Raw genomic sequence first — 26,050 nt, forward strand, 5'->3', positions numbered from 1 at the left:
TCTCTCACTTTTGTCGGGGCTGATTGGCAAGGACGGCATTACGCAGAATCAGGCGGCCCTTACGTTTGTTCGAGCGTTCGTTCAGGATGACGGCAATAACAATGACACCGCCGGATATCGCCATCTGCCAGAATGGCGATACTTCAATCACCGGCAGGGCATTATTGATAACCCCTAAAAACAACGCGCCCAGCAGGCAGCCGGACACCGATCCGATCCCGCCCATGGTACTGATGCCGCCTATCACGCAGGCAGCAATAATCTGCAATTCAAAACCATTGGCGACGTCGACGTAGGCTACCGCAAACCGCGAAATCCATAGATACCCGCAAAATCCCGCCAGCGTTCCGGACAGGCAGAAACTGATAAACTGCATCTTGCCGGCATTGATCCCGGTGTAATAAGCCGCGGTGGCATTGCCGCCGGCGGTATAAAGCGCCCGGCCGGTGCGGCTGTAGCGCATGAAATAACCCACCGCCAGTAGCGCCGCGATGGCGCTCCAGCCCAGCAGCGGTAAATGCAGAAACTCGCTGCGCGGCAAGCCGAGGAATGGCGCGCTCATCTGATGGGCGTTAATCCAGCCGCCGCGGGACAGCAAAAAGATGATGCCGCGATAAATGCTCATGGTGCCGAGGGTTACCACGATAGAAGGGATGCCCATCTTCCAGACCAGCAAACCGTTAATGGCGCCCATCAGCAACCCCATGACGGTGGCGATGACCACCAAAAGCCCGATGGAGAGATCGGGATGATGGAAATTCAACAGCGCCACTATCATGCCGGTCAGCGCCAGATTGGCGGCCATGGATAAATCAATGCCCTTGGTCAGCAACACCATCATTTGGCCCAGGGCCAGGATGATGAGAATCGAGGTATCGTTAAAGGTTTCCAGCAGGTTTTCAACGCCTATAAATTCCGGCGAGCGGCTGCCGACCCCCAGCACCATCAGTATGATAACCAGCCCCAGCAGAATTTCGCGGTGTTTGAGTAAGGTTTTCATCTTTATGCCACCTCCGCGCCGGCGCCGCTGGCCGCGCTGACAATCATTTCCGCCGTTGCCGCGCCGGCGTTGAATTCCGCCGCCATCAACCCTTCATGCATAACGATAATGCGATGGGACATGCCCATCACTTCGGGCAGCTCGGATGACACCATAATCACCGCCAGTCCCTGTCCCACCAGTTCGGACATGAATTGGTGTACAGCCGCTTTGGAGCCGATATCGATGCCCTTGGTAGGTTCATCCAGAATAATGATCTGGGGTTGAGTCGCCAGCCATTTGCCGATGACCACCTTTTACTGGTTGCCGCCGGACAATGTAGCCACCTGCTGGCGCCAGCTAAAGGCTTTTACCTGCAGGCGGTTGGCGTAATTATCCGCCAGGGCCCACTCCTTTTCCTCATTAAGGATGCCGTGCGGATTGAGATGGCTCAGCTGCGGCAGGCTGATATTCTGATAAATGGGCAAATCAATAATGGTGCCCTGGCTTTGGCGCTCTTCCGGCACGTAAACGATTCCGGCACGGATAGCCGCCGCGGGGTTGGCAAAATGCCGGGCCCTGCCGCCGACGATAATCTGCCCGCCGCTGGGTTGGGTTACGCCGAACAGGGCTTTCATCAGCTCCGTCCGTCCCGCCCCCACCAGACCGTAAAAACCGAGGATTTCTCCTTTGCGCAACGAGAAATCAATGCCGGAAAACTCGGTGGGATGGCTCAGATTTTTCACCGCAAGCACGGTATCACCGGGCAGGCCGGACTTTTTGGGATAAACCTGGCTGATTTCGCGGCCGACCATCATGGTGACCATCCTGGCCTCGGTGATATCGCCCATTTGGCCCGAACCCACGTAGCTGCCGTCGCGCAGTACCGTGTAATAATCCGCGATGGCAAAAATTTCGTCGAACTTATGGGAAATAAACAGGATGGCTTTATTTTCCTGCTTCAAACGTTCGACTATCTGATAGAACTCGGTAATTTCATGCTGGGATAACGCCGCGGTCGGCTCGTCGAGAATCACCACCTGTGCGTTGAACGATAGCGCCCGGGCGATTGCCACCATATGTCGCTGGGCGATGCTCAGCTCTTTCAAAACGGCGTAGGGATCGATCTGCACCTCCAACCGCGCCAGAATTTCCCGTGATTGTTTGTGCATGGCGGGCCAGTTCAGGCGTTTAAGCCAACCGCTGTAAAGATAGTGCCCGGCAAAGATATTCTCCGTTACCGTCAGCTCGTCGAACAGCACGGTTTCCTGATGGATGGCGGTGATGCCGATTTTGTGGGCGGCCTCCGGATTCACCAGTTTGATGGGGATTTTTTTATATTCTATCGTGCCTTCTTCCGGCTGATAGATACCGGTCATCACCTTGACCAGCGTTGATTTCCCGGCGCCATTCTCGCCTACCAGCGCCGTGACTTTGCCCGGATAGAGATCGATATGGACATTTTCCAGCGCCCGCACGCCGGGAAATACTTTCGTGATCCCTTTCAATGATAATAAAGGTATGGCGTCGGTCATCACAACCCTCCGCGTTCTATGGCAAATCATGAAGGCTCACCCTGGGCCGGTGAGCCTGATGAAAGAATCAGAACACTTTGGCGAATTTATCAATGTTAGTGGCGTCATAAATGAAGGGTTTGCCCATGGCGCCGTTGCCGTCCGCATCAAGCTGAACCTTTCCCAAACGGCCCATGCTGGCCTCTTTGGCGGTGGCCGTGCCTTTCACCAGATCATAGGCGATGTAGGTTGCCGCATAGCCCAGATCGATGGGATTCCAGATGGCGAAGCTTTTGCTGGCGCCGGACTTCACCGCGCCGGCCATTTCAGAAGGCAACCCCAGGCCGGTCACATAGACCTTGCCGATTTTGCCTTGGTCTTTGACCGCCTGCGCCGCGGCGACAATACCCACCGAGGAGGGAGAAATGATCACCTTCAGGTTCGGGTAGGATTTCAGCAGGCCGATGGTTTCGCGGTAGCTTTTATCGGAAAGGTCATCGCCGTAGGCAACCGCAACCAGATTCACCGACGGATATTTCGGCAGCACCTTTTTCATTTCCTCAATCCAGATGTTCTGGTTGGTGGACGTCGGCGTGGCGCTTAAAATGGCCGTATCGCCCTTTTGCAGTCCTAGGGCCTTGATGGCATCGGCGGCCAGCTGGACATTCATCTGGCCGATCAGGTCATTACTGGACGGATTAAGATGGATCTGGCGGCCCGCCTTGGCGACGCCGGAATCCCATGACACCACTTTGATGCCGCGCTGCATGGCTTTTTTCAGCACCGGCACCAAGGCATCGGGATCGTTCGCCGACACCGCGATGGCATCCACCCCCTGGGCAATCAGGCCGTTAAGGACTTCAATCTGCGCTTCGGCGGTGGTGGTGGTGGGGCCGGTATAAATAACCTTAACATCCCCCAATTCTTTGGCCGCCTGCTGCGCGCCGGTATTTGCCGCTTCGAAGAAACCGTTGCCCAACGATTTTGCCACCAGGGCAATTTTGACTTCGGCCGAGGCCGAGGCGGCCAGCGCCAGGCATGAAGCCATGAGGGTACAAGTCAGTAGTTGTTTTAATTTCATTGTTTGTACTCCACTTAATTAATGTAATGACAACAAGATGTAGGGTTTTAAAAAAAACTAAGCGTATCGGGAATGGGAGTATCGCCAAACACATTGCCCGGAAGAGCCCGGGTAATGGGAAATGATGTGTTGCAAGGACAAGGGGATAATCATAGTCAAAACCTTCATGGAAGGATGATCACGACTTTAAAACCTTGTTGTCCCAGCCGCCTTTATTATATTGCCAATTCCCGTGAGAAGCTGGCAGTCAGACGAAGGTGGGGATGAGAGATATCACAAATCAATAACATTTTTCAGAGGAGCGGATTTTAATCAACGGCTACCGGCCCGCTTTACCGAATCCCCATTGAATACGGCCCGAGCAATACGCCTTACCGGCTTTGGCGTCGCAAAATGCCGCCGTCAGCATTTAATGTCACTTCCTACAGAAACGCTGCCGTTAATATTTTGAATCTTTTAGAGAACCATGGATTTTGCCGTGCAAGACGATTTACTGTTTGTGCTCAAAAAGGTGGGCGCTTTTTTGATTTTCGCCGCCATCGTTTCGGCGTTTCAATTATTGCTGTTTATCGATGTTCGCTTCCTGCATGACTCGGTCAACGAGATTTCACTCACGGAAATCAGCCAGGAAATCATTTTATTCGCTATTGTTGTATTACATCTCTGGTTGATTCGGGTGCCTGCACATCGGGCCGTCAATGTGCTGGTGGGGGGATTTTTTACCTGTTTGCTGGTGCGCGAGATGGATTTTGCCTTTGATGTCATCCAATACGGGTCCTGGTTATGGGTGGCGATGGCGGTGTGTGTGCTATGTGTCGCGGTGGCGGCCCTGGATTACCGGCGTACGTTGGCGGGACTGGCGGATTATTTCAGGCATCCGGGTTATGGCCTGGTGTGCGCGGGCTTGCTAACTGTGCTAGTGTTCTCCCGTCTGATGGGAATGGGCGGCCTGTGGCAGGCGTTATTACAGGATGCCTATGTCCGCACGGTGAAAAATGCCGTGGAAGAAGGCGGCGAGCTGTTCGGTTATGTTCTGTGCCTGCTGGGCACGCTGCTCTATATGCTGGATAAACGTAACATGAGCCGCCCGGACTGAGCCGATATGCCCGGCCGGAGGGCCGGCTGAATCTGGGATGCGAAGCAAGGTGAACAGGGTGCGAATACTGGTGGCGGCGTTATGCGTGTTGGGCCTGACCGGCTGCGGCAGCATTATCAGCCGCACGTTTCCCGGACAGGGGCACGGCAATCAATATTATCCGGGCGTAAAATGGGATTTACGCGACTCTCCCTGGCGATATATCACCGTGATAGATCTGCCGCTGTCGATGGTGGTGGATACGATTCTATTGCCGGTGGATATGCGGCACGGGCCGTATCGCTAGAGTATCAACCCGCTGGGGTTTATGTAGCTCCACGGGTTGATACTCCGGCGGATGCCTGGACAAGAGGGGCGCGTGCTTTAACCCGGACAGGGGCGTGGTCTGCCGGTTTTACAGTTCTTCCCACTCATCGGCCGCGGTCTGCCCCTCTTCGGTGTCCAGCGGCGGCTCATATTGATAGTCACCTTCGTCCCATTCATGCAAGGTGTTCTCCTCCTGCCATTCCAGACGCAGTTCGGTTTCATCAAAATCACCGTCAAAAATGGCCTGGGCGGCTTCTCCGGTTCGAAAAGGCAATGCATCCGCCGCCTCGTTCTCATCGGCCAGGAACTCCGCTTCCCACATGATTTCACCGTCCTGCATAATATATTTTTGTAAACTGAACTGACTCACTACCGGGTCCTGATCGTCATTGCCGCTGTCACGGGAGGCTTCAAGAAATTCCTCACGTGCGGTATCTATGGCTTCTTCCAGAGTTGCGTACATGCTCATTTTGGCTCTCCTGTGATCACTGCATCGATCTGACGTTGCCGCGCCCTTGGCGGGCATCAATGTAATTGTTGTCGGAGTCTGAAAACTTTCAAGTATCATTAATAAAATGATTTCCAGCGGGGATAAAAATTCCCGGTCAGGTAAAAAAATATTTTTTTACCCGCATTCATCAATGCAAAGGGCATGTGGTTATCTGGTAAAAATTTCGCAAAGGAACCTTCGGCGGGGTGGAGAAGCGCTACAGTAAGCTAAGTGGACAACCTGGAGAACGTATCATGACCCTGTTTAAAAAATCACTGATAGTCATCACCTGCACGCTGGGTGCATTGAGTTTCACCGGCATGGCGGCAGCCCCTGCCGGTACTCCATCGGCAGCGCCCGCCGATACTTCGCCGGCCGCGCCGGCCGGTTGGCAGAATCAACCTCGGCCGGAGCCCGGACCGATGTTCTTTCACCATCCAGGCGGGCCCATGATGATGCGCCATGGTCCGGGCTTCTGCCACGGCGGCGAAGTTTTTTGCGCATCAGTGCAAAGCGATAATCCCGGCGAGACGATACAAAAGCTGAACACTATCCTGCCGGCTCCCGCCGCCGGCAGTCACTATGAAGTGCGGCTTTCAGTGGTAAAGGTCCCCAATCATTTCGGGGATAACGCGCCGGATGGCGGCGAGACGCCTCATCCGGCCAACGGCGGCTGATTTATTCATTCGGCAGCCTGATGCGGGACGGGCCGTGCTGCAAGCTCCACCAGGAATAGAACACATTAAACAGCACCACCAGCGCGGTAACGCCAAATACCGCGCGAAACCCATAGCTGGCGGAAACAAAGGCGCCGATCAGCGGGCCGCTGACATTGCCCACGTCGCGAAAAGATTGGTTATAGCTGAAAATCCGGCCGGCCACCTGATTGGTGCAGTTATAGATAAGCAAGGTCTGTACCGCCGGCAGCAGGGCGCCGTCGGCGGCACCCAGCAGAAAGCGCAGGGTGCCCAGTTGCCAGGGGGTCTGGACAAAGGCCATGGGAATCAGCAGCAGCACCGAAACCGCCAGCATGCAGATCAATATCCGTTCCGGTCCGATCTTATCTCCCAGCCTGCCCAGCCGCGGAGCGCTTAACAACGCCGCCATACCGGGAACGGCGGCGATCATGCCGCTGACAAACGCCAGATTCTGGATGTTCCCGGCCAGCTGGCGCACATAAAGCGTCAATATCGGCGCAATCGAGCCGGTGGCGACCTGGATAATCATGGTGGTGATAAACAGGCTTAATACCAACCGGGGTTTGGTCAGCGAGGCGAAGACCTGCCGCGCGGAAAGCATGTCCTTTTTTTGCACCGGCTTGAAACGTTCTTCGACGAAAATATAGGTCATGATAAAACAGATCAACAGGACCAGGGCGGTAATGAAAAATACCAGGCGCAAGCCGTAATGGTCCGCCAGCAGCCCGCCGATAAGCGGCCCGATCAATGCGCCGCCCACCGCGCCCGTGGACAGGGTTCCCAGCGCCCAGCCGCTTTTGTTGCGGGGAACCTGGGTGGCTATCAAGGCATTGGCGTTGGGCACGAATCCCCCCAGCAGCCCCAGCAAGGCGCGCAGAACCAGGAACTGACCGATATTTTGCGCCAGGCCCATCAGCGCCATGACAATCGCCATGCCCAGGGCGGAGCGGAGCAGCATGATTTTACGGCCCCGGCGATCCGCCAGGCCGCCCCAAAAGGGCGAGGCTATGGCCGAAAACAGGAATGTGATGCTGAAAACCGCGCCCGACCACATATTCAGTTCGCGCGGGTCCGTGACGCCGAGCATTTCAACGTAAAGCGGCAGGAAGGGCATAATCAGGCTGAATGCCGCGCCGGTGAGAAAGCAACCGACCCAGGCAATGTAGAGATTACGTTTCCAGTTTATGGGTTCCGACACCGGCGTCATGACATCTCAGTAAAATAGGCAACGGCGGTCAAACAATGTGACAAGGCTCTAGGGCGTTATCGCCGAGGTTTCGCAGAAGGGGATAAGTATGCGCCTAAACGGGGCAACGGGCAATTTGCGGGGCATCAATTGCACCAAACCGCCATTATCCGGCGGCAGCGGACAGCGGCCCGCCGAATGGCGGGTTTATCGTTGATGATGTGGCGTCAATAGAGGGAGGGCTGTCCCGGCGGCCGGGTTTTGAACCGGCGGTGCAGCCACATATATTGATCCGGCGCCAGCAAAATGGCCTGTTCCAGCACTTTGTTCATGTAGGTGGCGGTGGCGACATCGCTCTCCAGCGGCAAATGCTCCTCATTGGGCATGATAATCAGTTCATAGCCTTTACCGCCGGGTAAACGGCGTGGGACGAAGGGGATTACCGCCGGTTTGCCGAGCCGCACCAGCATATGCGTGCCGGCGGTGGTGGCCGCCTGCTCCATGGCGAACAGCGGGGCGAAAACGCTGCTCTTCGGGCCGTAGTCGTGATCCGGCGCATACCAGATGATTTCACCGTTTTTGAGGGCGCGAATCATGCCTTTGATATCCGACCGGTCGAGCATGGATTTATTGGAACGCAGACGTCCCCAGGTTTGCAGCCAATCCAGCAGCTTGTTGTCATTAGGTCGATAGACGCCGATACCGGGGTTGTGGATACCGAAAATGCGCGCACCCAGCTCCAGGGATAAAAAATGCAGCCCTATCAGCAGCACGCCTTGCTTATTTGCATGCGCCAGACTGATGTTCTCCAAACCGGAGACCTTGAACAATCGTTTTACCCGCCAGTCGGGCCAGAACCAGCCCATACCGGTTTCAAACAGGCCCATGCCCACGGATTCGAAATTTTTGATAAGCAGCGCCTCTCTTTCAGCGCTGGACTTGTCGGGGAAACAGAGTTCAAGGTTGCGGCGGGCGATATGGACGCGTCGGGGCATAAAACGCATGGACAGGCGACCGAGCGAGGTGCCGAGCCGATACAGCAGCGGGTAGGGCAATAATACCATAAGGTATAACAGGCCGATGCCGATCCAGGTGGGCCAATAGCGCGGGTGCAGCAAGGAACGGTTAAACGTTGGAATAGTTGTCATTTATTCTTGTCACCATAAGCGTCAAGGTAATACTCATTACATAATTTTTAGTCCGCCCACTGAATTCAGTGTGGCATTTTTTTTCAAAAGGGAAAGCCGGCGGCGCGTGAAAGTATTCGTTACCCTTTCACGCACGTTTTGCCCGGCAAGGTTAATCTTTGTTGAAAAGATTTTTTACATTATGCGGCTCACTGCGCCAATACTGCCTGGGGCCGTTGATTTTCGCACCCAGTTTTGCCGCGGCGTGCCAGGGCCAGCGCGGGTCGTAAAGCACGGCGCGCGCCAGCGCAATCATATCCGCGTCACCGGCGGCCACAATGGTCTCCGCCTGTTCGGCGTCGGTAATCAGGCCGACGGCGATGGTATTTAATCCGGTTTCGGCCTTGATACGCCGGGCGAATGACACCTGGTAACCGGGGCCCACCGGAATTTTTTGCTGGGTGGACAGCCCGCCGCTGGATACATGTATATAGTCACAATCAAGGGATTTCAATGCCTGGGCCAGTTTTACCGATTGTTCGATATCCCAGCCGCCTTCGACCCAGTCGGAGCCGGAGATGCGCACACCCACCGGAAAGCCGGGGGAAACCGCCTGCCGAACCGCCTGGACCACTTCAAGGGTCAGCCGCATGCGGTTTTCCAGACTGCCGCCATATTGATCCTGCCGCTGGTTCGCCAGCGGCGAGAGGAACTGGTGCAGCAAGTAGCCATGGGCCGCGTGGATTTCAATGAGATTAAAGCCGATACGCTCAGCCCGTTTGGCCGCGGCGGCGAAATCCGCCTTCAATGCTTCAATTTGCGCTAGGGTCATGGCCTGGGGCCTTGTATCCGTTTGTGCAAAGGGAATGGCGGAAGGGGCCAATGTTTGCCATCCCCCCCGTTCGGGAGAGATATTACCGCCCCCGAACCAGGGCGCATGGGTAGAGGCTTTACGGCCCGCATGGGCGAGCTGGATGCCCAGGGCTATGGGGGAATGCGTCTTGACGGTAGCGACCACCGCCGCCAGCGCCTGTTCGGTAGCGTCATCCCATAACCCCAAATCCTGCGGCGAGATGCGGCCTTCCGGCGTCACCGCCGTTGCCTCGACGATGAGCAGGCCCGCACCGGACAAGGCCAGATGGCCCAGATGTATCTCATGCCAGGAAGTCGCCTTGCCTTCGTCGGCGGAGTACTGGCACATGGGCGCGATAACAATACGATTTGAGAGCGCCAGGTTTCCCAATGTATAGTTTGAAAACAATAGACTCATAGGTTGTGCCTCATAAGGGGGGATTGGCGTAGCGCTGAAGGCATCGATGTTAAAATTCATTCATCAAGCCGTTACGCCGTATCAGCCAACGTTAGCAATTTAATAAAATTTTGCCTCGGCGTTAAATGCTTTTTTACCCGGTTGGTATGGAAATTCAGGGCTGCCGGTCCGGAAGATTTATTGTATGATGCCGCCCTGCCCGTCGGTCAAAACCGGCTTATCATGCACCGCTATTATATAAAATTGTCATCACGATATTCATAGCGAGCATTCATTACATTCATTAGTTACTACAGGAACGTACACCATGCCAGTGTTACACAACCAGGTAGCCAACGACGAACTGAAAAGGCGCATGCTGGCGGAATCCGCGCCGCGCACCACCTTGTCATTTTATAAATATTTCCGCATTGATAACCCGCAGGCGTTTCGCGACGAATTATACCTCTCCATGAGCGAACTGGCGGTTTTCGGCCGGGTGTATATCGCAGGGGAGGGGATTAACGCCCAAATCAGCGTACCGCAACATCGGTTCGAGGCATTCAGGACGCTGCTATATGCGGCACATCCGGCCCTGGACGGCGTGCGGCTGAACCTGGCGTTAGATGATGATGGTAAATCATTCTGGGTGTTACGGATGAAGGTCCGCGAGCGAATCGTGGCCGACGGCATTACCGACCCCACGTTTGATCCCACCCGTACCGGACATTACCTGCGGGCGGAGCAGGTTAACGCCATGGCCGACGATCCCGATACGGTATTCGTGGATATGCGCAATCATTATGAATATGAAGTCGGCCACTTTGAGCATGCCATAGAGATCCCCTCCGACACGTTTCGGGAGCAATTGCCGATGGCGGTGGAGATGCTGGCACCGGTAAAAAATAAGAATATCGTCATGTATTGCACCGGCGGAATCCGCTGTGAAAAAGCCAGTGCTTATATGCGGCATCATGGTTTTGAGCACGTCTATCATGTGGAGGGGGGGATCATTGAATATGCCCATCAGGCCAAGGCACTGGGATTACCATTGAAATTCACCGGCAAAAACTTTGTCTTTGACGAGCGGCTTGGCGAGCGAATCACCCCGGATGTGATAGCCCATTGTCATCAATGCGGCGCGGCCTGCGATACCCATGTCAATTGCCTGAACCAGGGGTGTCATTTACTGTTTATCCAGTGTCCGGCCTGCGGAGAAAAATATCAGGGCTGTTGCAGCGAAATCTGTCGCGACGAAAAGGATTTGCCGGTACAGGAGCAGCGTGCCCGCCGGGCGGGACGCGAAAACGGCCTGAAAATATTCAATAAATCCCGCCAGCGTCTAGCCATGGATTTACCGCGGCGCCAGCCCGGTAATCCGGAAGAATAAGGTAAACGGGCCAGGGCGCGCCTGCGCCCGCTTTAGCCGAAACGGGCCAACGAGAAAGGCGTCAAATCAAACGCCGCCTCGCGTCCGGCGGCAAAACCGGCGGCTATTTCCCCCAATACGCTGGCGAATTTGAAACCATGGCCGCTTAGTCCGCTGACTATCAGCATATCCGAATTGCCCGGCAGGGTATCGATGATAAAGTCCTCGTCCGGCGAGAGATCATAACTGCAGGCTTCGCCGTTGAGGCAAACGCCGACGCCGGGCAGAAACTGCCGCAGGAAACGGAAAACCTCGCTGCCGTCAGTGCCATGGCTGCCGAAAGGCGTGCGCTGTTCCGGCTCGTCAATAGGCTGCCCGCCGTTATGCTTGCCCACTTTCAACTCATTGTTAATGGCGGGAAAACCGTAATATTGCCCGCCGTCAGGCGTTTCCACGGTAAATGCCGGGAAATGATTATCTTCACTAAAGCGGCCGTCCGCCTGATGCCAGGCGAAGACTTTACGCACCGGGGTTATGGGCAGCATGGGGAGGAGTTTTTTCACCCAGGTTCCGGCACTCACCAGCAGCTTATGGCACTGGTATCGGCTTCCCTCTATGGTCACCACCTCGAATCCACGGGGCAATGCAATGATTTGTGTGACGCCGCAGTTAAATAGCTGCCCACAGCCGGCATTTTCCGCCAGCCGTATATAGGAGGCGATGGACAGCTCCGATTTAAGGTAGCCGGCCTGCGGTTCGTAAACGCCGAGATAATCATCCGGCACGATAAATTCCGGCCAGCGGGCGGATATCTGGGCGGCATCCAGCGTTTCGCACGGCAAATGAAAGGCTTGGACGCTGGCGGCGGCGTTTTGAATAAATTCTGCCTGGCGCGGCCCCAGATTAAGCACGCCGCTGCGATGAAACAGGGTATTGCCGCTGCGCACCGCCAGTTCCTCCCACAGGGCCTGGGCCCGCAGGACCATTGGTACGTATTTTTCACCCTCCCCGTAAGCGTGCCGGATGATGCGGGTATCACCGTGATGGCTGCCGGCGTGATGAGGGGGAAACGCCGCATCAATCATCAGGACATTCAAACCGGCTTCGGTTCCGTAGAAACCCGCCGCTGAACCCACCGAGCCGCTACCGACAATAATAAGATCATAAATCATGTGGTTAACTCCTTGAGTCAGGCAATCCGGGCTTTGCGTAGTATAGACTTTCGGCGAAGGATGGGTATATCGTCATTTGGCGGAAACAATCACGGGGGGATAATAAAAAAGCATCCGGTGCTAAGCAGCGGATGCCCGAGGGGCAACATCGAGATTAATGTTTTCGGTGGTCAAGATCCTGGTAGTCTGTCGATTCAATTTTTGCAATGCCGGCTTCAAGTATGGATATGAGTTGTTTAGCGACATCGGTGGTCAACCACAGGGTTCTGTCCACTTCTGCGTCTTCGGTAGCCTGGTTGGTTGAATTGATATAATGCAAGCGGATCATCATGGCATTATAGGCATCTACGGTGCTGATATCCCAGCCGACCAACGGATGGGTATGGATAATCTCGTTTTTTCTGTCCATAAATACCCCTTTTCTGACTCGTTTAAAAAAAAGAGTAACGTCGAGGTTAAATGCGGCTCCATTTTAGCGAGCAATTTAAGTATACCCGTCTTTGTCACTTTTTTGCCATATAAGCGACTTTTTTTTATAGCGGCGTTTTGCCGGGACGCATTCGCATTCCCTGGTCTTGTGGTTTGTCATGGAAAGCGCTGACTCTATCAGGTCAGGAGGCGACGGGAGGAACTGCCGGGCGGATTCGTCTTGCCATTTCGTCGGCCAATTGAGAAAAATATTTCTGCATGACGGCATCGCGGTTCTGATTCTGCGCTTCCAGCAGCAGATTATTTATCAGCAGCTGATTGGCTTTTTCATCCAGGCTGAAAGAGAGATAAGAAAAGGCGATTTCCAGCACATTCAGCCGGCGTTGCTGCTCGCTGATTAACTCGAGCAGTTCGCCGAAGGTCATGGCTTCTTCTGGTTTATTGACATTCATGGTCACACTCCCCGAAAATTCCACAAAACGCATATATCCTGGCTGATTACAGACCAGAAATAGCTATTTGCCAAGAGTGGCGCGGATTATTTTCAGTAAGGGAAGACGGGTAATAGGCGGGATGGGGGAGAGAAGAGATCAACTGGCGGCAACTGCGGTGCCGGGGGAAAGTATAGCCGGGAACATCTCCCGGCGAGGCACCGGCATACATGGCCTTTATTGCGGATCGAACCAGTCATCGGCGCTTTCCCACGTTTCTTGCAGGATGTCGGTGATTAACGCCTTATCTTCTTTACTGCCGCCCATGACGCTGATGCCGTTGGCCCCGGCATAACGTACCTGTACATGGGAATCGCTAAAATGTTTATCAATCCGGGTGGTAAATTCCTGGGTCAGGGCCTCAAGCGCGCCCGCGGGAAGCGGCGTTGCTTTAGCCAGAGTGATTTCAATACGCATATTTTTGTCTCATCGTATTAACGCCTGTTTATATATACAGTTCCCATAACGATAAAGCAAGAGGCATAAAAGATTTTTCGTTTCGCTCGCCACGGCGCGGGCACCGCCCGGCCGTGGAAAAAAAGATTTCAATACTTAACCGACCAGTTCAGGCTTTGGCCCGCAAGAAAAGGCACCAGCATGATATCCCCCAGGGAGATTTGTTCCGGCTGGGTTTCCGGCCTGCGGTGCAGTTCGATAAAATCACTATTGACGGGCAATCCGTAGAACCGCGGACCGTTCAGGGAACAAAACGCTTCAAAATGCTCCAGCGCGCCAATCTCTTCAAATACCGTGGCATATGCGGCCAGCGCGGCGGGGGCGTTGAATACGCCGGCACAGCCGCAGTCGTTTTCTTTTCGCTGACGCAGATGGGGCGCCGAGTCGGTACCGAGGAAAATGCGATCGCAACCGCTTGCCACCGCCTGGCGAAGCGCCTCCTGGTGCGTATTGCGTTTGAGGATCGGCAGGCAATAGAGGTGCGGACGGATTCCTCCCACCAGCATATGGTTGCGGTTAAACATCAGATGCTGCGGGGTGACGGTTGCCGCCAAAAAACGATCGCCGGCCAGTACATACTGGGCCGCTTCGCGGGTGGTGATATGCTCGCAGACTATTTTCAGCCTGGGAAAGCGGCGCCGTATCGGCTCCAATACCGTCTCGATAAACCGTGCTTCCCTATCGAATATATCGATTTCCGCCGCGGTGACTTCGCCGTGAATCAGCAGCGGCATGCCGTTTTCTTCCATGGCCTCGAACAGGGGATAGATGCCGGTGATTTTTGTCACGCCATGGCTTGAGTTGGTGGTGGCGTTGGCCGGATAGAGTTTGGCGGCGGTAAACACCCCCTGGCGGAACCCCGCTATCAATTCCTCCGGCGCCTGCGTATCAGTGAGATAGCAGGTCATTAACGGCTGGAAATGATGGCCGTCGGGGACTGCCGCCAGAATCCGCTCACGGTAAGCGATGGCCTGGGAAACGGAGGTGACGGGGGGCGTCAGATTCGGCATGACGATGGCCCGGCCGAAGATACGGCTGGTATAGGGCAGTACCGTGCTCAGCATCTCGTCATCACGCAAATGCAGATGCCAGTCATCAGGGCGGCGGATATGGAGTATTGAGGGCTGTGCGGTCATGGGAAGAGACTCCGGCTATTGAAGTAGGTGCATAAAAAATCAATGTCAGATTAAGGGGTACAAGAATAAGCGGAATAGACGGCAGATGCATTAATTAGTTGGCGTCGATGACGGTATAAAAAAAGACCCGCCGGAGCGGGTCTTGCAACGTTACGGTAAGGCGTTACTCTTTATCATCGGGCAGCGCAGGTTTTGCCGCGGGTGCGGCGGCATGCGTTACCGCGGCATGGCCGCCGGCCGCGCCCGGTCCTTCAAAGTGGTAATCCGGGCGGTGCCACTCGCCGGGCTTTTCCGCCGGCGGCACATAAACCGGTGCGGGAGCCTTGGTCATAGGCGCGCTCACGTGATGCTTAAAACGCGGCTGTGCGTCGGCAATGGCAGCGGGCGAATCACTACCAGGCGTACCTTGGGTTTCCGCAGAGGCGTTCCCAGCGGCCGGTTCGGCCGGCAGGTCGGCCACCTTGCTTAACGCGGGTTCCGCCGCTTCGGCCGCCGGGACCGGTGTCGCCGGATTCAGGTCCGGCTCCGTCGTTTTACGGGAGAGCTGGCTGGCGACAATAGTATCGTCCGAAAGGTATTGCACAGCCACCGGCGGCTTCGCGGCGATAACATCCGCTGCGGGAGCGTTCTCTTCAGGTTGAGCGGCGGGCGTTGCAGCAGCCGGAATAGCGTTGCTTCTTTCAGGGATAACCGAACCGGTAACGATCGGCTGGTTGACCACCGGCACTGGCGCGGGCTGAGCCGATGTATCGGCGTCCGCTTCGGGAATAACCGAACCGGTGACAATCGGCTGGGTAACGGCGGGAGCCGGTTGGGCGGACGTGTTCGCGTCGGATTCACCGGATTCAGCCGCCGGAGCGGGCTGGGCAGAAGCATCCGAATTGCCGGTTTCAGCCGCCGGAGCGGACTGTGCGGGCGCAATGATATCAGCTTCGCCGGTTTCGGCCGCCGAAGCAGACTGTACGGGCGCATCGATATCCGCTTCGCCGGTTTCAGCCGCCGGAGCAGACCGTACGGGCGCATTGATATCCGCTTCGCCGGTTTCCACCGCCGGAGCAGACTGTGCGGGCGCATCGATATCGGCTTCGCCGGTTTCAGCCGCCGGAGCGGACCGGACCGAGGCAGTGATATCGGTATGCTCTGGCTCTTCGTCGTCAAAGGAGACCTCATCGGAACGATTCGCCGCGGACGAGCCGGATTTTACGCTGCCGTAAGGTTCGTCGGTCATGATCTCAGCCGGCTTGGCGGCGGATAACATCGCCCATGATCCGGGATGATCCTCGTCTTTGATTACCGAGGGGACTTCATCGACGGCGGCTTGCTGCGCCGGGGTGGCATGCTGCGGCACCACCGTTGTCGCAGGACGTTCCCGGGCCGACAGAGGTTCGGACAGCATTACGCCATTCCGGTCATCCCCGGTCAGGGGTTCCAGCTCTTCCAGCGGCGCAACGGGCGAAAGCTCGAAACGTTCCACGGGCGTTACCGGATAACTGATCCAGACTTTACCGGACGCCATTTCCGGCGACATCACCGCACTGCTCAGGGGGACCGGTGATTGAGCCAGATAGCGCTCGTCACGATAGCGGCGACGGCGTTGGCCGCTGACCCGCAAATGACGGGGCGATCGGCGGGAGCGGCGGGGCAGGCCCGTTTCGTTATTGTTGCGACCGTTATCGCTGTAATTTTCCGCGGATGAATTGTCCTGAACATCCGCCAGAACGGGCAGCGGCGTCTCATGGCTTTCCTGCACCGGAGCGGCGTAGGACGCCTCGGTGACCTCTGGTGCGCTGCTTTCAGCGGCGGGATCGGTAACACGGATTTTTTGCGTAAGGTTACGACGGGGCCGGCGCGGCATGACCGGCGTCGGCTGGTCGTCCTCATTCACCGTCTCGACGATGTCAGCGGGCTCTTCAACGGGCAGCGGCTTCGCTTCCTGCTGCGGCGCCTGGCGTTTATCATCCTGGCGGCGGCGGGGGCGATCGCTTCGGGGCTCGCGACGCGGCGCAGGCTGGGCCTCGGTTGGAATCTGCTCCCCGATTTCATCAATGATCTCCGTCTCGACGGGAGCATTCTGACGTTTGCCTTTGCGCGCTTCATCACGGCGATCCCGCGGTTCCCGCGACTCGCGAGGTTCGCGAGGCTGCCGTCCTTCCTGCGGCGCGCGGGCTTCGCGTTCGCCGTTACGGTCGCGGCGCACGTTCTGACGACGCTGCCCCCGGCCTCCCTGACGGCGCGGAGTCTCGGGCTCTTCGGCGACGGCCTGTTCCACCGGCTCCGCGGGTTTTACTTCTTCTTCCGCCGGGGCGCTGAACCAGCCTTTAATCCGGCTGACGGCGCGGCTCAGCAAACCGGCGGAGGCCGGCGCGGCGGTCGCGGCGCGGGCGGGCGCGGCAACGATATCCGCCGCGGCCGGGGCCGGTTCCTTAATGGCCGTGTCGCTGGCGATGGGCGGGGAATCCGGCATGACGAATGCGGCCAGTGCCGGCTGCTCGGGCAGCTTGCGCTCGGCCGCGGGCTCTTCGGACGGCTGAGCCATTTCCGCTTCGTGCAGCTGCGGCAGCAAATAGCTTAACGTCGGCGCTTCTTCGCCCTTGCGGACGCGCAAAACGGCGTAATGCGGCGTCTGCATCTGATCGTGGGGAACAATCACGGCGCGTACGCCGCCCTGGCGCTTCTCGATGGCATTCACCGAATCGCGTTTCTCGTTGAGCAGGTAAGAGGCGATTTGCACCGGCACGATGGCGTGGACTTCGTGGGTATTCTCTTTTAGCGCCTCTTCTTCAATCAGGCGCAAAATGGAAAGCGACAGCGATTCGTTATCGCGGATGGTACCGGTGCCGCCACAGCGCGGGCAGACGTGGTGACTGGATTCTCCCAATGAGGGGCTCAGTCGCTGACGGGACAGCTCAAGTAAACCGAAGCGGGAGATGCGGCCGATTTGTATCCTGGCGCGATCCTGGCGCACGGATTCCCGCAGGCAGTTTTCGACTTCACGCTGATGGCGTACCGGCGTCATATCGATAAAATCGATGACGATCAGGCCGCCGAGATCCCGCAGGCGAAGCTGGCGGGCGATTTCATCCGCTGCCTCCAGATTGGTATTGAATGCGGTTTCCTCAATATCGCCGCCGCGAGTGGAGCGCGCGGAGTTGATATCGATGGCGGTCAGCGCCTCGGTGGAGTCAATAACAATCGAACCGCCCGAAGGCAGGCGGACTTCACGCTGGAACGCGGATTCGATTTGCGATTCGATTTGATAATGGCTGAACAACGGAATCTCGCCGCTGTACAATTTGATCTTGCTGCTGAAATCCGGACGGCCCAGAGAGGCGATGTGTTCCTTCGCCTTTTCCAGCACGTTGGGATTATCAATCAGGATTTCACCGATATCGGGGCGCAGGTAATCGCGGAAAGCCCGGACGATCACGTTGCTCTCCTGATGAATCAGAAACGGCGCCGGCCTGCCTTCGGCGGCTTTTTTAATCGCTTCCCAATGCTTGAGGCGGAAAGCCAGATCCCATTGCAGCGCATCGGCGGATTTGCCCACCCCGGCGGTACGGACGATAAGCCCCATGCCTTCAGGCAGTTCCAGGGAAGATAGCGCCTCTTTGAGCTCGGTGCGGTCATCGCCTTCGATGCGACGGGAGATCCCGCCGGCGCGAGGGTTGTTCGGCATCAGGACCAGATAGCTGCCGGCCAGGCTGATAAAGGTGGTCAAGGCCGCGCCTTTGTTACCGCGTTCCTCTTTATCAACCTGGACGATCACTTCCTGTCCTTCCCGCAGCACGTCCTTGATATTGGGCCGGCCGTGGGAGGAATATTGCGCGGGAAAATACTCGCGGGCGATTTCCTTCAGGGGAAGAAATCCGTGGCGTTCGGCGCCGTAATCCACAAACGCCGCTTCAAGACTGGGTTCGATACGGGTGATTTTACCCTTGTAAATATTGGCTTTTTTCTGCTCATGACCGGGGCTTTCAATATCCAGATCGTAGAGCCGCTGGCCGTCTACCAGGGCTACGCGCAACTCTTCCTGCTGAGTCGCGTTTATTAACATTCTCTTCATCTTCAACTTACTCTTTTTTATGCATTGGCATCAGAGCTGCGGGCAAAAAAAACGCAAGACCGGGTAATCACCGACGGCCCCGTGTCTTGTCGCAATACCGTCAACCTCACGGTTGTCGTCAGCAGAGGGGCGCATTATTTCGGTAGCCTGTTTTCCGAGAGAAAAACAGCGCTTTTATTGAGGGAATAACGTCTGAAGTCTGTCGCCAGAACGAATTCCTTTTGCCGGCCAAGCTGCAATCCGCAGCCCGCTAACTGCCTGAATAATCAATACGTCTTACGCCATTGCCGCGTGTATGGTTAATCAGGCAAATTTAAAAAATTCCACGTTTCTTCGCCTTTACGTAAGCAGCGTGGAAAGTAAAGACATTATTCCACCGCTGACACACATATAGCAAGGCGACTTTACCTCTCGGCAACAATATTCAGACTTACGGTTATACCCGTCATCTTTCAAGCCGAAGCCGAGTTGGCTGCAACGTGAAAGCTATTGGATAAATATTCCGCCGGCATGGGTCTGCCGAGAGCGCGAAAACAACCCGCAAAACTTTCTTACCGATTAAAGCACAGTTAAGCACAGAAAAAGGAGTGGCGCTATGCCGACGGTATATTTAGAATCGCCTCCCATGAATGAAAATAATACCGGCGTACAATTTATCACCATTTCCGCTGACCAGGCCGGCCAGCGAATCGACAATTTTTTGCGTACCCGATTAAAGGGCGTACCGAAAAGCATGATTTATCGCATCGTGCGTAAAGGGGAAGTGCGGGTCAATAAAAAGAGAGTCAAACCGGAATACAAACTGGCAGACGGCGATGAGCTGCGTATTCCGCCGGTACGCCAATCGGAACCTGAACAGGCGCCGGTTTCCGTTCATCTGGACAAGGTGGCGGCCCTGGCGGATGCGGTGCTCTATGAAGACGATCATCTGCTGATTCTCAACAAGCCCTCGGGTACGGCGGTGCACGGCGGCAGTGGATTAAGCTTCGGCGTTATCGAGGGATTGAGGGCGCTGCGCCCGGCGGCCCATTTTCTTGAATTGGTGCACCGGCTCGATCGCGATACCTCCGGGGTGCTGCTGATTGCCAAAAAACGCTCGGCCCTGAGGCTGCTCCATGAGCAATTGCGCCTCAAGGGCATGCAAAAAGATTATCTGGCGCTGGTGCGCGGCGAATGGCCGTCCCACAACAAAGCGGTGTCCGCGCCGCTGATTAAAAATATCCTGGCCAGCGGAGAGCGTATCGTACGGGTCGGCATCGAGGGTAAACCCTCCGAGACGCGCTTTAAAGTGGAAGAGCGTTTTACCCGCGCCACCCTGGTGAAGGCCAGTCCGGTTACCGGCCGCACCCACCAAATCCGTGTGCATGCGCAGTTTGCCGGCCATCCCATCGCCTTTGACGATCGGTATGGCAACGCCGAATTCGACCGGTTTCTGAAGGGAACCGGCCTGCACCGGTTATTTCTCCATGCCGCCGCCTTGCGCTTCGATCATCCCGCCACCGGCGAAACCATGCGTATCGAAGCGCCGCTGGACAATGAACTGCGCCAATGCCTGGCCTATATGCGGCTTAATCACAAATAGCGGGGGCATTGCGCTCCGTCAAGGGGATTAATCCCCTCGTTACGCAGCATGGCCGCCAGGGCGATGAGCGGCAGGCCTATCAAGCTGTTCGGGTCCCGGCCGTCAAGGGACTGGAACAGGGTGATGCCCAGTCCCTCGCATTTGAACGCACCCGCGCAGTTTAAAGGCTGCTCGGCGTCTACGTAACCCTCGATTTCCCGATCCGACAGGCTGCGAAACGTCACCTGGAACGTCTCCACCGTTTGCTGCAGCCGTCCGGTGGCGCTGTTGAGCAAAACCAGGCCGGTATAGAACGTCACCCTCTTACCGCTGGCGCGTCGAAGCTGTCTGACGGCGTTCTCCCTGCTAAGGGGCTTGCCGGTGATTTCGCCCCCCAGGACGCAGCATTGATCGGAGCCGATAATCAGGTGGCGCTCATATTTTATCCGCAGCGCGGCGGCCTTGCCGGCGGACAGGCGCAGTACCATATCCCGCGGCGATTCCCCGGACAGCGGGGCTTCATCTATATCCGGCGCACAGGTGAGAAACGGCAGCCGGAGTTTTTCCAATAGCGCCCGGCGAAAGGGCGAAGAAGAAGCGAGAACGATTTTGCACATAAATTTTAATCCGACCGTAGCGTATTTCCCTGACTCATTTTAAACTGTTCGCCGCTCTGGAAGCGAATATTGGTAAAAGGCGCTCATAATTAGCCTTTTTCTTTGACTCTATGCCGTTACAAAGTTAATATGCGCGCCCTATGCAAAAGGTAAAATTACCCCTGACCATTGATGCGGTACGCGCCGCTCAGAAACGCCTGGATTATGTTGGTGTCTATGGCTCTGAGCAGGTGAGTCGTGTTGCCGAATCCGTGGTAAGTGTGGATAGCGATGTTCAGGCGGCGTTATCGTTCGATATCGATGATCAACGCCTGGCGGTTATCAGGGGCAGCGCGGAGGTGGCGGTCACGCTCACATGCCAGCGCTGCAACCAGCCGTTTGCGCATCAGGTACACACGACATTTTGTTTTAGCCCGGTCGTTACCGACGAACAGGCTGAGGCATTGCCGGAAGCGTACGAGGCGGCCTATGTCACTGAATATGGCGAGGTAGACCTGCTGGCGATGATTGAAGATGAAATTATTCTTTCATTGCCCATCGCACCGGTGCATGATCCTGAACACTGTGAAGTGTCCGACACGGAACAGGTATTCGGCAAATTGCCGTCCGAGGTTGAAAAACCCAACCCGTTTTCCGTATTAGCCAGTTTAAAGCGTAAGTAATCAAGGAGTAAGGTCCATGGCCGTACAACAAACCAAACCGTCCCGTTCCACCCGTGGTATGCGCCGTTCACACGACGCGCTGACCACATCCGCCGTCTCGGTGGATAAAGCCTCCGGTGAAACTCATCTGCGTCACCATATCACTGCCGACGGTTTCTACCGCGGTCGTAAAGTTATCGCCAAGTAATACAAAGGCGATACATTGATACGTCTAACCCTTGCGTTAGATGCAATGGGCGGTGATTTCGGTCCCGCCGTTACGGTGCCTGCTGCATTGCAGGCACTGGCTTATCATCCTCAATTAGAGCTGCTGCTGGTCGGCGATCCCGCCGCGATAAATCCTTTACTGTCAAAAACAGATTCCGTTCTGCGCGAGCGTCTGACGGTGGTTACCGCTGAATCCGTTATTGCCGGTGACGCTAAACCTTCCGTTGCCATCAGGGCCAGTCGCGGCACCTCCATGCGCGTCATGCTGGAACTGATCAAGGAAGGACGGGCGCAGGCCTGCGTCAGCGCCGGGAACACCGGTGCGCTGATGGGACTGGCCAAACTGCTGATCAAACCACTGGAGGGCATCCAGCGCCCGGCGCTGATGACTATATTGCCCCACCAGCAGAAGGGAAAAACCGTGGTGCTGGATCTGGGCGCCAACGTGGAATGCGACGGGGAGATGCTGGCCCAATTCGCCATTATGGGCGCCGTGGTGGCGGAAGATATCATCGGCATTGAAAACCCGCGGGTGGCGCTGCTGAATATCGGCGAGGAAGAAACCAAGGGTCTCGATAATATTCACCAGGCGGCTGTCATACTGCGAAGTATTCCGTCAATCAATTATATCGGGTATCTTGAAGCCAATGAATTGCTGACCGGAAAGACCGACGTTTTGATTTGTGACGGGTTTGTCGGCAATGTCACGTTAAAGACCATGGAAGGGGTGATAAGACTTTTTCTGTCTTTGCTTAAATCCTCAGGGGACGGCGGCAGGCAGAGTTGGTTTATGAAGTTCGCGAAACGTTGGGTGAAAAAACGTCTCGCCCGCCAATTCGGTCATCTCAATCCCGACCAATACAATGGCGCATGTCTGTTAGGTTTACGTGGTACGGTTATCAAAAGTCACGGCGCGGCGAATCAGCGCGCGTTCGCCGTCGCGATCGAACAGGCAATGCAAGCGGTGGAGCGGCAGATTCCCGAAAAGATCGCCGCGCGCCTGGATGCGGTATTACCCAAGAGTGATTAAGCGTACATGTATACAAAGATTCTCGGTACCGGGAGTTATCTGCCGGTGCAAATAAGGTCGAATGCGGACCTGGAAAAAATGGTGGATACCTCCGACGAATGGATTGTGACGCGTACCGGTATTCGTGAACGGCGCATCGCCGGAGTGCACGAAACGGTGTCCACCATGGGTTTTACCGCCGCGCAACAGGCTCTCGACATGGCCGGCATCCGGCCGGATCAGGTGGGGCTCATTCTTGTCGCCACCACGTCATCGAGCCATGCCTTTCCCAGTTCGGCATGCGAAATCCAGCTTAAATTGGGCATTCGCGATACCGTTTCTTTTGATATCGCGGCGGCTTGCGCGGGTTTCGCCTATGCGCTGAGCGTGGCGGATCAATATATCAAAAGCGGCGCGGTGGAGTATGCGCTGGTGGTGGGTTCGGATATGCTGAGCCGCACTCTGGATCCCACTGACCGCGGCACGCTGATTCTTTTCGGCGACGGGGCGGGCGCCGTAGTGCTGGGCCGCAGTGAACAGCCGGGCATTTTGTCCACCCATCTGCATGCGGACGGACGTTATGGCGAGCTGCTGACCTTGCCGTACCATAACCGTCTCGATCCCACGGCGCCGGCGTTCCTGACCATGTCGGGCAACGAAGTGTTTAAAGTGGCGGTCACCGAGCTGGCGCACATCGTGGATGAAACCCTGACCGCCAACCGGCTGGATCGGTCCGAGCTTGACTGGCTGGTGCCCCATCAGGCGAACCTGCGCATCATCGCCGCCACGGCGAAGAGGCTCAATATGAGCATGGATAAAGTGATAGTCACACTGGATCGTCAGGGCAATACCTCCGCCGCCTCCGTGCCGTTGGCGCTGGACGAAGCGGTGCGTGACGGCCGGATTCAACGGGGACAGCTGATTTTGCTTGAAGCTTTCGGCGGCGGCTTTACCTGGGGTTCGGCTCTGATTAGATTTTAATCTAATAGGTAATAAAAATATGACAGAACTGGCAATGGTTTTCCCGGGGCAGGGTTCGCAATCCGTAGGTATGCTGGCTGAACTGGCCGCGCTTTATCCGCTGGTTGAGACCACTTTTGGCGAAGCCTCCGCCGCACTGGGATATGATTTATGGGCATTAACGCAGCAAGGCCCGGTGGAAGAACTGAATAAAACCTGGCAGACCCAGCCGGCATTGCTGGCGGCTTCGGTGTCCATTTGGCGGGTTTGGCGGCAGCAGGGCGGGAAAATTCCCGCCTGGCTGGCGGGACATAGCCTGGGCGAATATTCCGCGCTGGTGTGCGCCGGCGTGCTGGAATTCACCGCGGCGGTTAAGCTGGTGGAACTGCGCGGCAAGCTGATGCAGGAAGCGGTTCCCGCCGGCGTCGGTGGAATGTCGGCCATTATCGGCCTGGATAATGCCGCCATCGCCAGAGCCTGCGAAGAATCGGCGCAGGGACAGGTGGTCGCGCCGGTGAACTTCAATTCGCCGGGCCAGGTGGTGATCGCCGGCCATAAAGAAGCGGTTGAGCGTGCCGGCGCGGCCTGTAAAGCGGCCGGCGCGAAACGCGCGCTTCCTTTGCCGGTGAGCGTGCCTTCCCACTGCGCGCTGATGGAGCCGGCGGCGGAAAAACTCGCGCTGGCCCTGCGGGACGTTCGTTTCTCCATTCCTGAGGTGCCGGTGGTGAATAACGTCGACGTAAAAGCTGAAACCGACCCCGACGCCATCCGCAGCGCGCTGGTGCGCCAGCTTTACAACCCGGTACGGTGGACGGAAACGGTTCAGTATCTTGCCGCCCAAGGCGCCGAGGTATTGATTGAGGCGGGTCCCGGCAAAGTCCTTACCGGTTTGACCAAACGCATCGTTGACACCTTGTCCGGCCAGGCGGTGAACGATCCCGCTTCGCTGGCTGCGGCGATTGAGCAAAAATAATGGGGAATTTAATGGGTTTTGAAGGTAAAATCGCCCTGGTCACGGGCGCCAGCCGAGGTATTGGCCGCGCTATCGCCGAGAAACTGGCGGCATGCGGTGCGACGGTTATCGGCACCGCCACCAGCGAACCGGGCGCCGACGCCATCAGCGCTTATCTCGCCGGCAAAGGCAAAGGGCTGCGTCTGGACGTCTCCGACAGCGCCTCCATCGAGTCGCTTTTGGAGAAAATACGTGCGGAATTTGGCGAAGTCGACATTTTAGTGAATAATGCCGGCATCACGCGTGATAATCTACTGATGCGCATGAAAGAAGAGGAATGGCAGTCTATCCTAGATACTAACCTGACCTCCGTGTTCCGCATGTCCAAGGCGGTAATGCGCGCGATGATGAAAAAGCGCTACGGCAGAATCATTACCATCGGTTCTGTCGTCGGCTCAATGGGTAATGCCGGGCAAGCAAATTATGCCGCGGCGAAAGCCGGCCTGGTGGGTTTTAGCAAATCCCTGGCGCGGGAAGTCGCTTCGCGGGGCATCACGGTAAACGTGGTGGCGCCCGGATTTATAGCTACAGATATGACCGAAGCGTTGACAGATGAACACCGAGCGGAAATTTTGACCAGAATTCCGGCCAACCGTCTCGGCGATCCACAGGAAATTGCCAGTGTTGTTGCTTTTTTCGCTTCTGACGAGGCGGCATACATTACCGGTGAAACGATACATGTCAATGGCGGCATGTATATGCTGTGAAAAGCACGAAAATCATTTGCGTTATTTGTGGTAAAAACCGCAAAATAGCATAAAATCGTGGTTTGACCAGCCGGGATTTAGTTGCATCTTTTTCAACATTTTATACACTACGAAAACCATCGCGAAAGCGAGTTTTGATAGGAAATTTAAGAGTATGAGCACTACCGAAGAAAAAGTTAAGGCAATCATCGCTGAGCAACTGGGTGTTAAGAAAGAAGAAGTCGTGAACAATGCTTCTTTCGTTGATGACCTCGGCGCAGATTCCCTTGACACTGTTGAGCTGGTAATGGCGCTGGAAGAAGAATTTGATACCGAAATTCCGGACGAGGAAGCTGAGAAAATCACTACTGTTCAGGCAGCGATTGATTTCATTCAGGCAAGCCAGCAGTAAGCGAACATCCCTAGGCGGTCATTCGACCGCCTAAGTTTTTTTTCGTCCCATAGTATCATATTTTCCCTCCCTGGAGGACAAG

General features: G+C 56.0%; 25 protein-coding genes and 1 pseudogene. 12 read left to right on the top strand and 14 right to left on the bottom strand.

The window, feature by feature from the left end:
* Positions 1 to 4: 4 nt before the first annotated feature.
* From ACL2XJ_RS16615 to rhaS, 3 genes and pseudogenes are all read right to left on the bottom strand, one after another.
* Positions 5 to 1,000: an ABC transporter permease gene (locus ACL2XJ_RS16615; protein ID WP_132922510.1), complete on the bottom strand. Its 996-nt coding sequence runs from the start codon at positions 998 to 1,000 to the stop codon at positions 5 to 7.
* Positions 1,001 to 1,002: 2 nt separating this feature from the next.
* Positions 1,003 to 2,514, bottom strand: a pseudogene (locus ACL2XJ_RS16620) (sugar ABC transporter ATP-binding protein).
* A gap of 67 nt (positions 2,515 to 2,581) precedes the next feature.
* Positions 2,582 to 3,541 (bottom strand): rhamnose ABC transporter substrate-binding protein, encoded by a 960-nt coding sequence (gene rhaS / locus ACL2XJ_RS16625; protein WP_413726908.1) that lies wholly within the window; start codon positions 3,539 to 3,541, stop codon positions 2,582 to 2,584.
* A 511-nt stretch (positions 3,542 to 4,052) separates the two neighbouring features.
* Between rhaS and ACL2XJ_RS16630 the strand changes: the two genes are divergently transcribed.
* Complete coding sequence (locus ACL2XJ_RS16630; RefSeq protein WP_413723839.1) at positions 4,053 to 4,670, top strand: hypothetical protein; 618 nt, start codon at positions 4,053 to 4,055, stop codon at positions 4,668 to 4,670.
* A 37-nt stretch (positions 4,671 to 4,707) separates the two neighbouring features.
* Positions 4,708 to 4,956 carry a YceK/YidQ family lipoprotein gene (locus ACL2XJ_RS16635; protein WP_132922506.1) on the top strand — a complete coding sequence of 83 codons (249 nt, stop codon included), beginning with the start codon at positions 4,708 to 4,710 and terminating at the stop codon, positions 4,954 to 4,956.
* Positions 4,957 to 5,064: 108 nt separating this feature from the next.
* Here the strand turns inward: ACL2XJ_RS16635 and ACL2XJ_RS16640 are convergent, their stop codons facing one another.
* Entirely contained in the window at positions 5,065 to 5,445 is a 381-nt protein-coding gene (locus tag ACL2XJ_RS16640; protein ID WP_132922505.1) for a MysB family protein, read from the bottom strand.
* 275 nt (positions 5,446 to 5,720) lie between these two features.
* Between ACL2XJ_RS16640 and ACL2XJ_RS16645 the strand changes: the two genes are divergently transcribed.
* The gene (locus ACL2XJ_RS16645) at positions 5,721 to 6,143 is read left to right on the top strand and encodes a hypothetical protein (protein ID WP_203522141.1); all 423 of its coding nucleotides are present in this window, start codon (positions 5,721 to 5,723) and stop codon (positions 6,141 to 6,143) included.
* Between the two features lies 1 nt (position 6,144).
* Here ACL2XJ_RS16645 and mdtG read toward each other — a convergent pair whose 3' ends face one another.
* The 3 genes from mdtG to ACL2XJ_RS16660 all read right to left on the bottom strand — a co-directional run bounded on the left by mdtG (position 6,145) and on the right by ACL2XJ_RS16660 (position 9,747).
* Positions 6,145 to 7,371 (bottom strand): multidrug efflux MFS transporter MdtG, encoded by a 1,227-nt coding sequence (gene mdtG / locus ACL2XJ_RS16650; RefSeq protein WP_413723840.1) that lies wholly within the window; start codon positions 7,369 to 7,371, stop codon positions 6,145 to 6,147.
* A 206-nt stretch (positions 7,372 to 7,577) separates the two neighbouring features.
* A complete protein-coding gene (locus ACL2XJ_RS16655; RefSeq protein WP_132922503.1) occupies positions 7,578 to 8,498 on the bottom strand; it encodes a Kdo(2)-lipid IV(A) acyltransferase in 921 nt (306 codons plus the stop codon).
* A gap of 151 nt (positions 8,499 to 8,649) precedes the next feature.
* Entirely contained in the window at positions 8,650 to 9,747 is a 1,098-nt protein-coding gene (locus tag ACL2XJ_RS16660) for an NADH:flavin oxidoreductase/NADH oxidase (protein WP_413723841.1), read from the bottom strand.
* Between the two features lie 307 nt (positions 9,748 to 10,054).
* Between ACL2XJ_RS16660 and ACL2XJ_RS16665 the strand changes: the two genes are divergently transcribed.
* Positions 10,055 to 11,116, top strand: a complete 1,062-nt coding sequence (locus ACL2XJ_RS16665) for a rhodanese-related sulfurtransferase (protein WP_413723842.1) — start codon at positions 10,055 to 10,057, stop codon at positions 11,114 to 11,116.
* Positions 11,117 to 11,148: 32 nt separating this feature from the next.
* Here ACL2XJ_RS16665 and solA read toward each other — a convergent pair whose 3' ends face one another.
* From solA to rne, 6 genes are all read right to left on the bottom strand, one after another.
* Entirely contained in the window at positions 11,149 to 12,267 is a 1,119-nt protein-coding gene (gene solA / locus ACL2XJ_RS16670; protein ID WP_203522137.1) for an N-methyl-L-tryptophan oxidase, read from the bottom strand.
* 154 nt (positions 12,268 to 12,421) lie between these two features.
* Positions 12,422 to 12,676, bottom strand: a complete 255-nt coding sequence (gene bssS, locus ACL2XJ_RS16675) for a biofilm formation regulator BssS (protein WP_132922499.1) — start codon at positions 12,674 to 12,676, stop codon at positions 12,422 to 12,424.
* A 202-nt stretch (positions 12,677 to 12,878) separates the two neighbouring features.
* Entirely contained in the window at positions 12,879 to 13,148 is a 270-nt protein-coding gene (locus tag ACL2XJ_RS16680; protein WP_132922498.1) for a hypothetical protein, read from the bottom strand.
* 216 nt (positions 13,149 to 13,364) lie between these two features.
* Positions 13,365 to 13,604, bottom strand: a complete 240-nt coding sequence (gene dinI, locus ACL2XJ_RS16685; RefSeq protein ID WP_413723843.1) for a DNA damage-inducible protein I — start codon at positions 13,602 to 13,604, stop codon at positions 13,365 to 13,367.
* Positions 13,605 to 13,732: 128 nt separating this feature from the next.
* Positions 13,733 to 14,779: a dihydroorotase gene (gene pyrC / locus ACL2XJ_RS16690; RefSeq protein WP_413723844.1), complete on the bottom strand. Its 1,047-nt coding sequence runs from the start codon at positions 14,777 to 14,779 to the stop codon at positions 13,733 to 13,735.
* Between the two features lie 163 nt (positions 14,780 to 14,942).
* On the bottom strand, positions 14,943 to 18,842 hold the full coding sequence (gene rne, locus ACL2XJ_RS16695; protein ID WP_413723845.1) for a ribonuclease E: 3,900 nt from the start codon (positions 18,840 to 18,842) through the stop codon (positions 14,943 to 14,945).
* A 625-nt stretch (positions 18,843 to 19,467) separates the two neighbouring features.
* Between rne and rluC the strand changes: the two genes are divergently transcribed.
* Positions 19,468 to 20,424, top strand: a complete 957-nt coding sequence (gene rluC / locus ACL2XJ_RS16700) for a 23S rRNA pseudouridine(955/2504/2580) synthase RluC (protein ID WP_413723846.1) — start codon at positions 19,468 to 19,470, stop codon at positions 20,422 to 20,424.
* Here rluC and ACL2XJ_RS16705 read toward each other — a convergent pair.
* Positions 20,415 to 21,020, bottom strand: a complete 606-nt coding sequence (locus tag ACL2XJ_RS16705) for a Maf family protein (RefSeq protein ID WP_413723847.1) — start codon at positions 21,018 to 21,020, stop codon at positions 20,415 to 20,417. The genes rluC and ACL2XJ_RS16705 overlap by 10 nt on opposite strands.
* Before the next feature lie 140 nt (positions 21,021 to 21,160).
* Between ACL2XJ_RS16705 and yceD the strand changes: the two genes are divergently transcribed.
* The 7 genes from yceD (at position 21,161) to acpP (ending at position 25,968) form a co-directional block, all read left to right on the top strand.
* Positions 21,161 to 21,682 (top strand): 23S rRNA accumulation protein YceD, encoded by a 522-nt coding sequence (gene yceD / locus ACL2XJ_RS16710; protein ID WP_132922493.1) that lies wholly within the window; start codon positions 21,161 to 21,163, stop codon positions 21,680 to 21,682.
* A gap of 16 nt (positions 21,683 to 21,698) precedes the next feature.
* A complete protein-coding gene (gene rpmF / locus ACL2XJ_RS16715; protein ID WP_132922492.1) occupies positions 21,699 to 21,869 on the top strand; it encodes a 50S ribosomal protein L32 in 171 nt (56 codons plus the stop codon).
* Between the two features lie 15 nt (positions 21,870 to 21,884).
* Positions 21,885 to 22,919 carry a phosphate acyltransferase PlsX gene (plsX, locus tag ACL2XJ_RS16720; RefSeq protein WP_132922491.1) on the top strand — a complete coding sequence of 345 codons (1,035 nt, stop codon included), beginning with the start codon at positions 21,885 to 21,887 and terminating at the stop codon, positions 22,917 to 22,919.
* A gap of 6 nt (positions 22,920 to 22,925) precedes the next feature.
* Entirely contained in the window at positions 22,926 to 23,879 is a 954-nt protein-coding gene (locus tag ACL2XJ_RS16725; RefSeq protein ID WP_132922490.1) for a beta-ketoacyl-ACP synthase III, read from the top strand.
* A 19-nt stretch (positions 23,880 to 23,898) separates the two neighbouring features.
* Positions 23,899 to 24,831: an ACP S-malonyltransferase gene (fabD, locus tag ACL2XJ_RS16730; RefSeq protein WP_132922489.1), complete on the top strand. Its 933-nt coding sequence runs from the start codon at positions 23,899 to 23,901 to the stop codon at positions 24,829 to 24,831.
* A gap of 11 nt (positions 24,832 to 24,842) precedes the next feature.
* Positions 24,843 to 25,577: a 3-oxoacyl-ACP reductase FabG gene (gene fabG / locus ACL2XJ_RS16735; RefSeq protein ID WP_132922488.1), complete on the top strand. Its 735-nt coding sequence runs from the start codon at positions 24,843 to 24,845 to the stop codon at positions 25,575 to 25,577.
* 154 nt (positions 25,578 to 25,731) lie between these two features.
* Positions 25,732 to 25,968, top strand: a complete 237-nt coding sequence (gene acpP, locus ACL2XJ_RS16740) for an acyl carrier protein (RefSeq protein WP_132922487.1) — start codon at positions 25,732 to 25,734, stop codon at positions 25,966 to 25,968.
* Positions 25,969 to 26,050: the final 82 nt, after the last annotated feature.

It is taken from the genome of Sodalis sp. RH16 (assembly GCF_047324245.1).
GTDB lineage: Bacteria > Pseudomonadota > Gammaproteobacteria > Enterobacterales > Enterobacteriaceae > Acerihabitans > Acerihabitans ligni.

Excerpts from the sequence above, each read along its gene's own strand:
- ACL2XJ_RS16635 (WP_132922506.1), top strand. The coding sequence starts at position 4,708 with ATGCGAAGCAAGGTGAACAGGGTGCGAATACTGGTGGCGGCGTTATGC.
- yceD (WP_132922493.1), top strand. The coding sequence starts at position 21,161 with ATGCAAAAGGTAAAATTACCCCTGACCATTGATGCGGTACGCGCCGCT.
- rne (WP_413723845.1), bottom strand. The coding sequence starts at position 18,842 with ATGAAGAGAATGTTAATAAACGCGACTCAGCAGGAAGAGTTGCGCGTA.
- mdtG (WP_413723840.1), bottom strand. The coding sequence starts at position 7,371 with ATGACGCCGGTGTCGGAACCCATAAACTGGAAACGTAATCTCTACATT.
- ACL2XJ_RS16665 (WP_413723842.1), top strand. The coding sequence starts at position 10,055 with ATGCCAGTGTTACACAACCAGGTAGCCAACGACGAACTGAAAAGGCGC.
- rluC (WP_413723846.1), top strand. The coding sequence starts at position 19,468 with ATGAATGAAAATAATACCGGCGTACAATTTATCACCATTTCCGCTGAC.
- ACL2XJ_RS16705 (WP_413723847.1), bottom strand. The coding sequence starts at position 21,020 with ATGTGCAAAATCGTTCTCGCTTCTTCTTCGCCCTTTCGCCGGGCGCTA.
- rpmF (WP_132922492.1), top strand. The coding sequence starts at position 21,699 with ATGGCCGTACAACAAACCAAACCGTCCCGTTCCACCCGTGGTATGCGC.
- ACL2XJ_RS16660 (WP_413723841.1), bottom strand. The coding sequence starts at position 9,747 with ATGAGTCTATTGTTTTCAAACTATACATTGGGAAACCTGGCGCTCTCA.
- dinI (WP_413723843.1), bottom strand. The coding sequence starts at position 13,604 with ATGCGTATTGAAATCACTCTGGCTAAAGCAACGCCGCTTCCCGCGGGC.
- ACL2XJ_RS16725 (WP_132922490.1), top strand. The coding sequence starts at position 22,926 with ATGTATACAAAGATTCTCGGTACCGGGAGTTATCTGCCGGTGCAAATA.
- ACL2XJ_RS16680 (WP_132922498.1), bottom strand. The coding sequence starts at position 13,148 with ATGAATGTCAATAAACCAGAAGAAGCCATGACCTTCGGCGAACTGCTC.
- ACL2XJ_RS16645 (WP_203522141.1), top strand. The coding sequence starts at position 5,721 with ATGACCCTGTTTAAAAAATCACTGATAGTCATCACCTGCACGCTGGGT.
- fabD (WP_132922489.1), top strand. The coding sequence starts at position 23,899 with ATGACAGAACTGGCAATGGTTTTCCCGGGGCAGGGTTCGCAATCCGTA.
- rhaS (WP_413726908.1), bottom strand. The coding sequence starts at position 3,541 with ATGGCTTCATGCCTGGCGCTGGCCGCCTCGGCCTCGGCCGAAGTCAAA.
- pyrC (WP_413723844.1), bottom strand. The coding sequence starts at position 14,779 with ATGACCGCACAGCCCTCAATACTCCATATCCGCCGCCCTGATGACTGG.
- acpP (WP_132922487.1), top strand. The coding sequence starts at position 25,732 with ATGAGCACTACCGAAGAAAAAGTTAAGGCAATCATCGCTGAGCAACTG.
- fabG (WP_132922488.1), top strand. The coding sequence starts at position 24,843 with ATGGGTTTTGAAGGTAAAATCGCCCTGGTCACGGGCGCCAGCCGAGGT.
- ACL2XJ_RS16615 (WP_132922510.1), bottom strand. The coding sequence starts at position 1,000 with ATGAAAACCTTACTCAAACACCGCGAAATTCTGCTGGGGCTGGTTATC.
- solA (WP_203522137.1), bottom strand. The coding sequence starts at position 12,267 with ATGATTTATGATCTTATTATTGTCGGTAGCGGCTCGGTGGGTTCAGCG.
- ACL2XJ_RS16655 (WP_132922503.1), bottom strand. The coding sequence starts at position 8,498 with ATGACAACTATTCCAACGTTTAACCGTTCCTTGCTGCACCCGCGCTAT.
- ACL2XJ_RS16640 (WP_132922505.1), bottom strand. The coding sequence starts at position 5,445 with ATGAGCATGTACGCAACTCTGGAAGAAGCCATAGATACCGCACGTGAG.
- bssS (WP_132922499.1), bottom strand. The coding sequence starts at position 12,676 with ATGGACAGAAAAAACGAGATTATCCATACCCATCCGTTGGTCGGCTGG.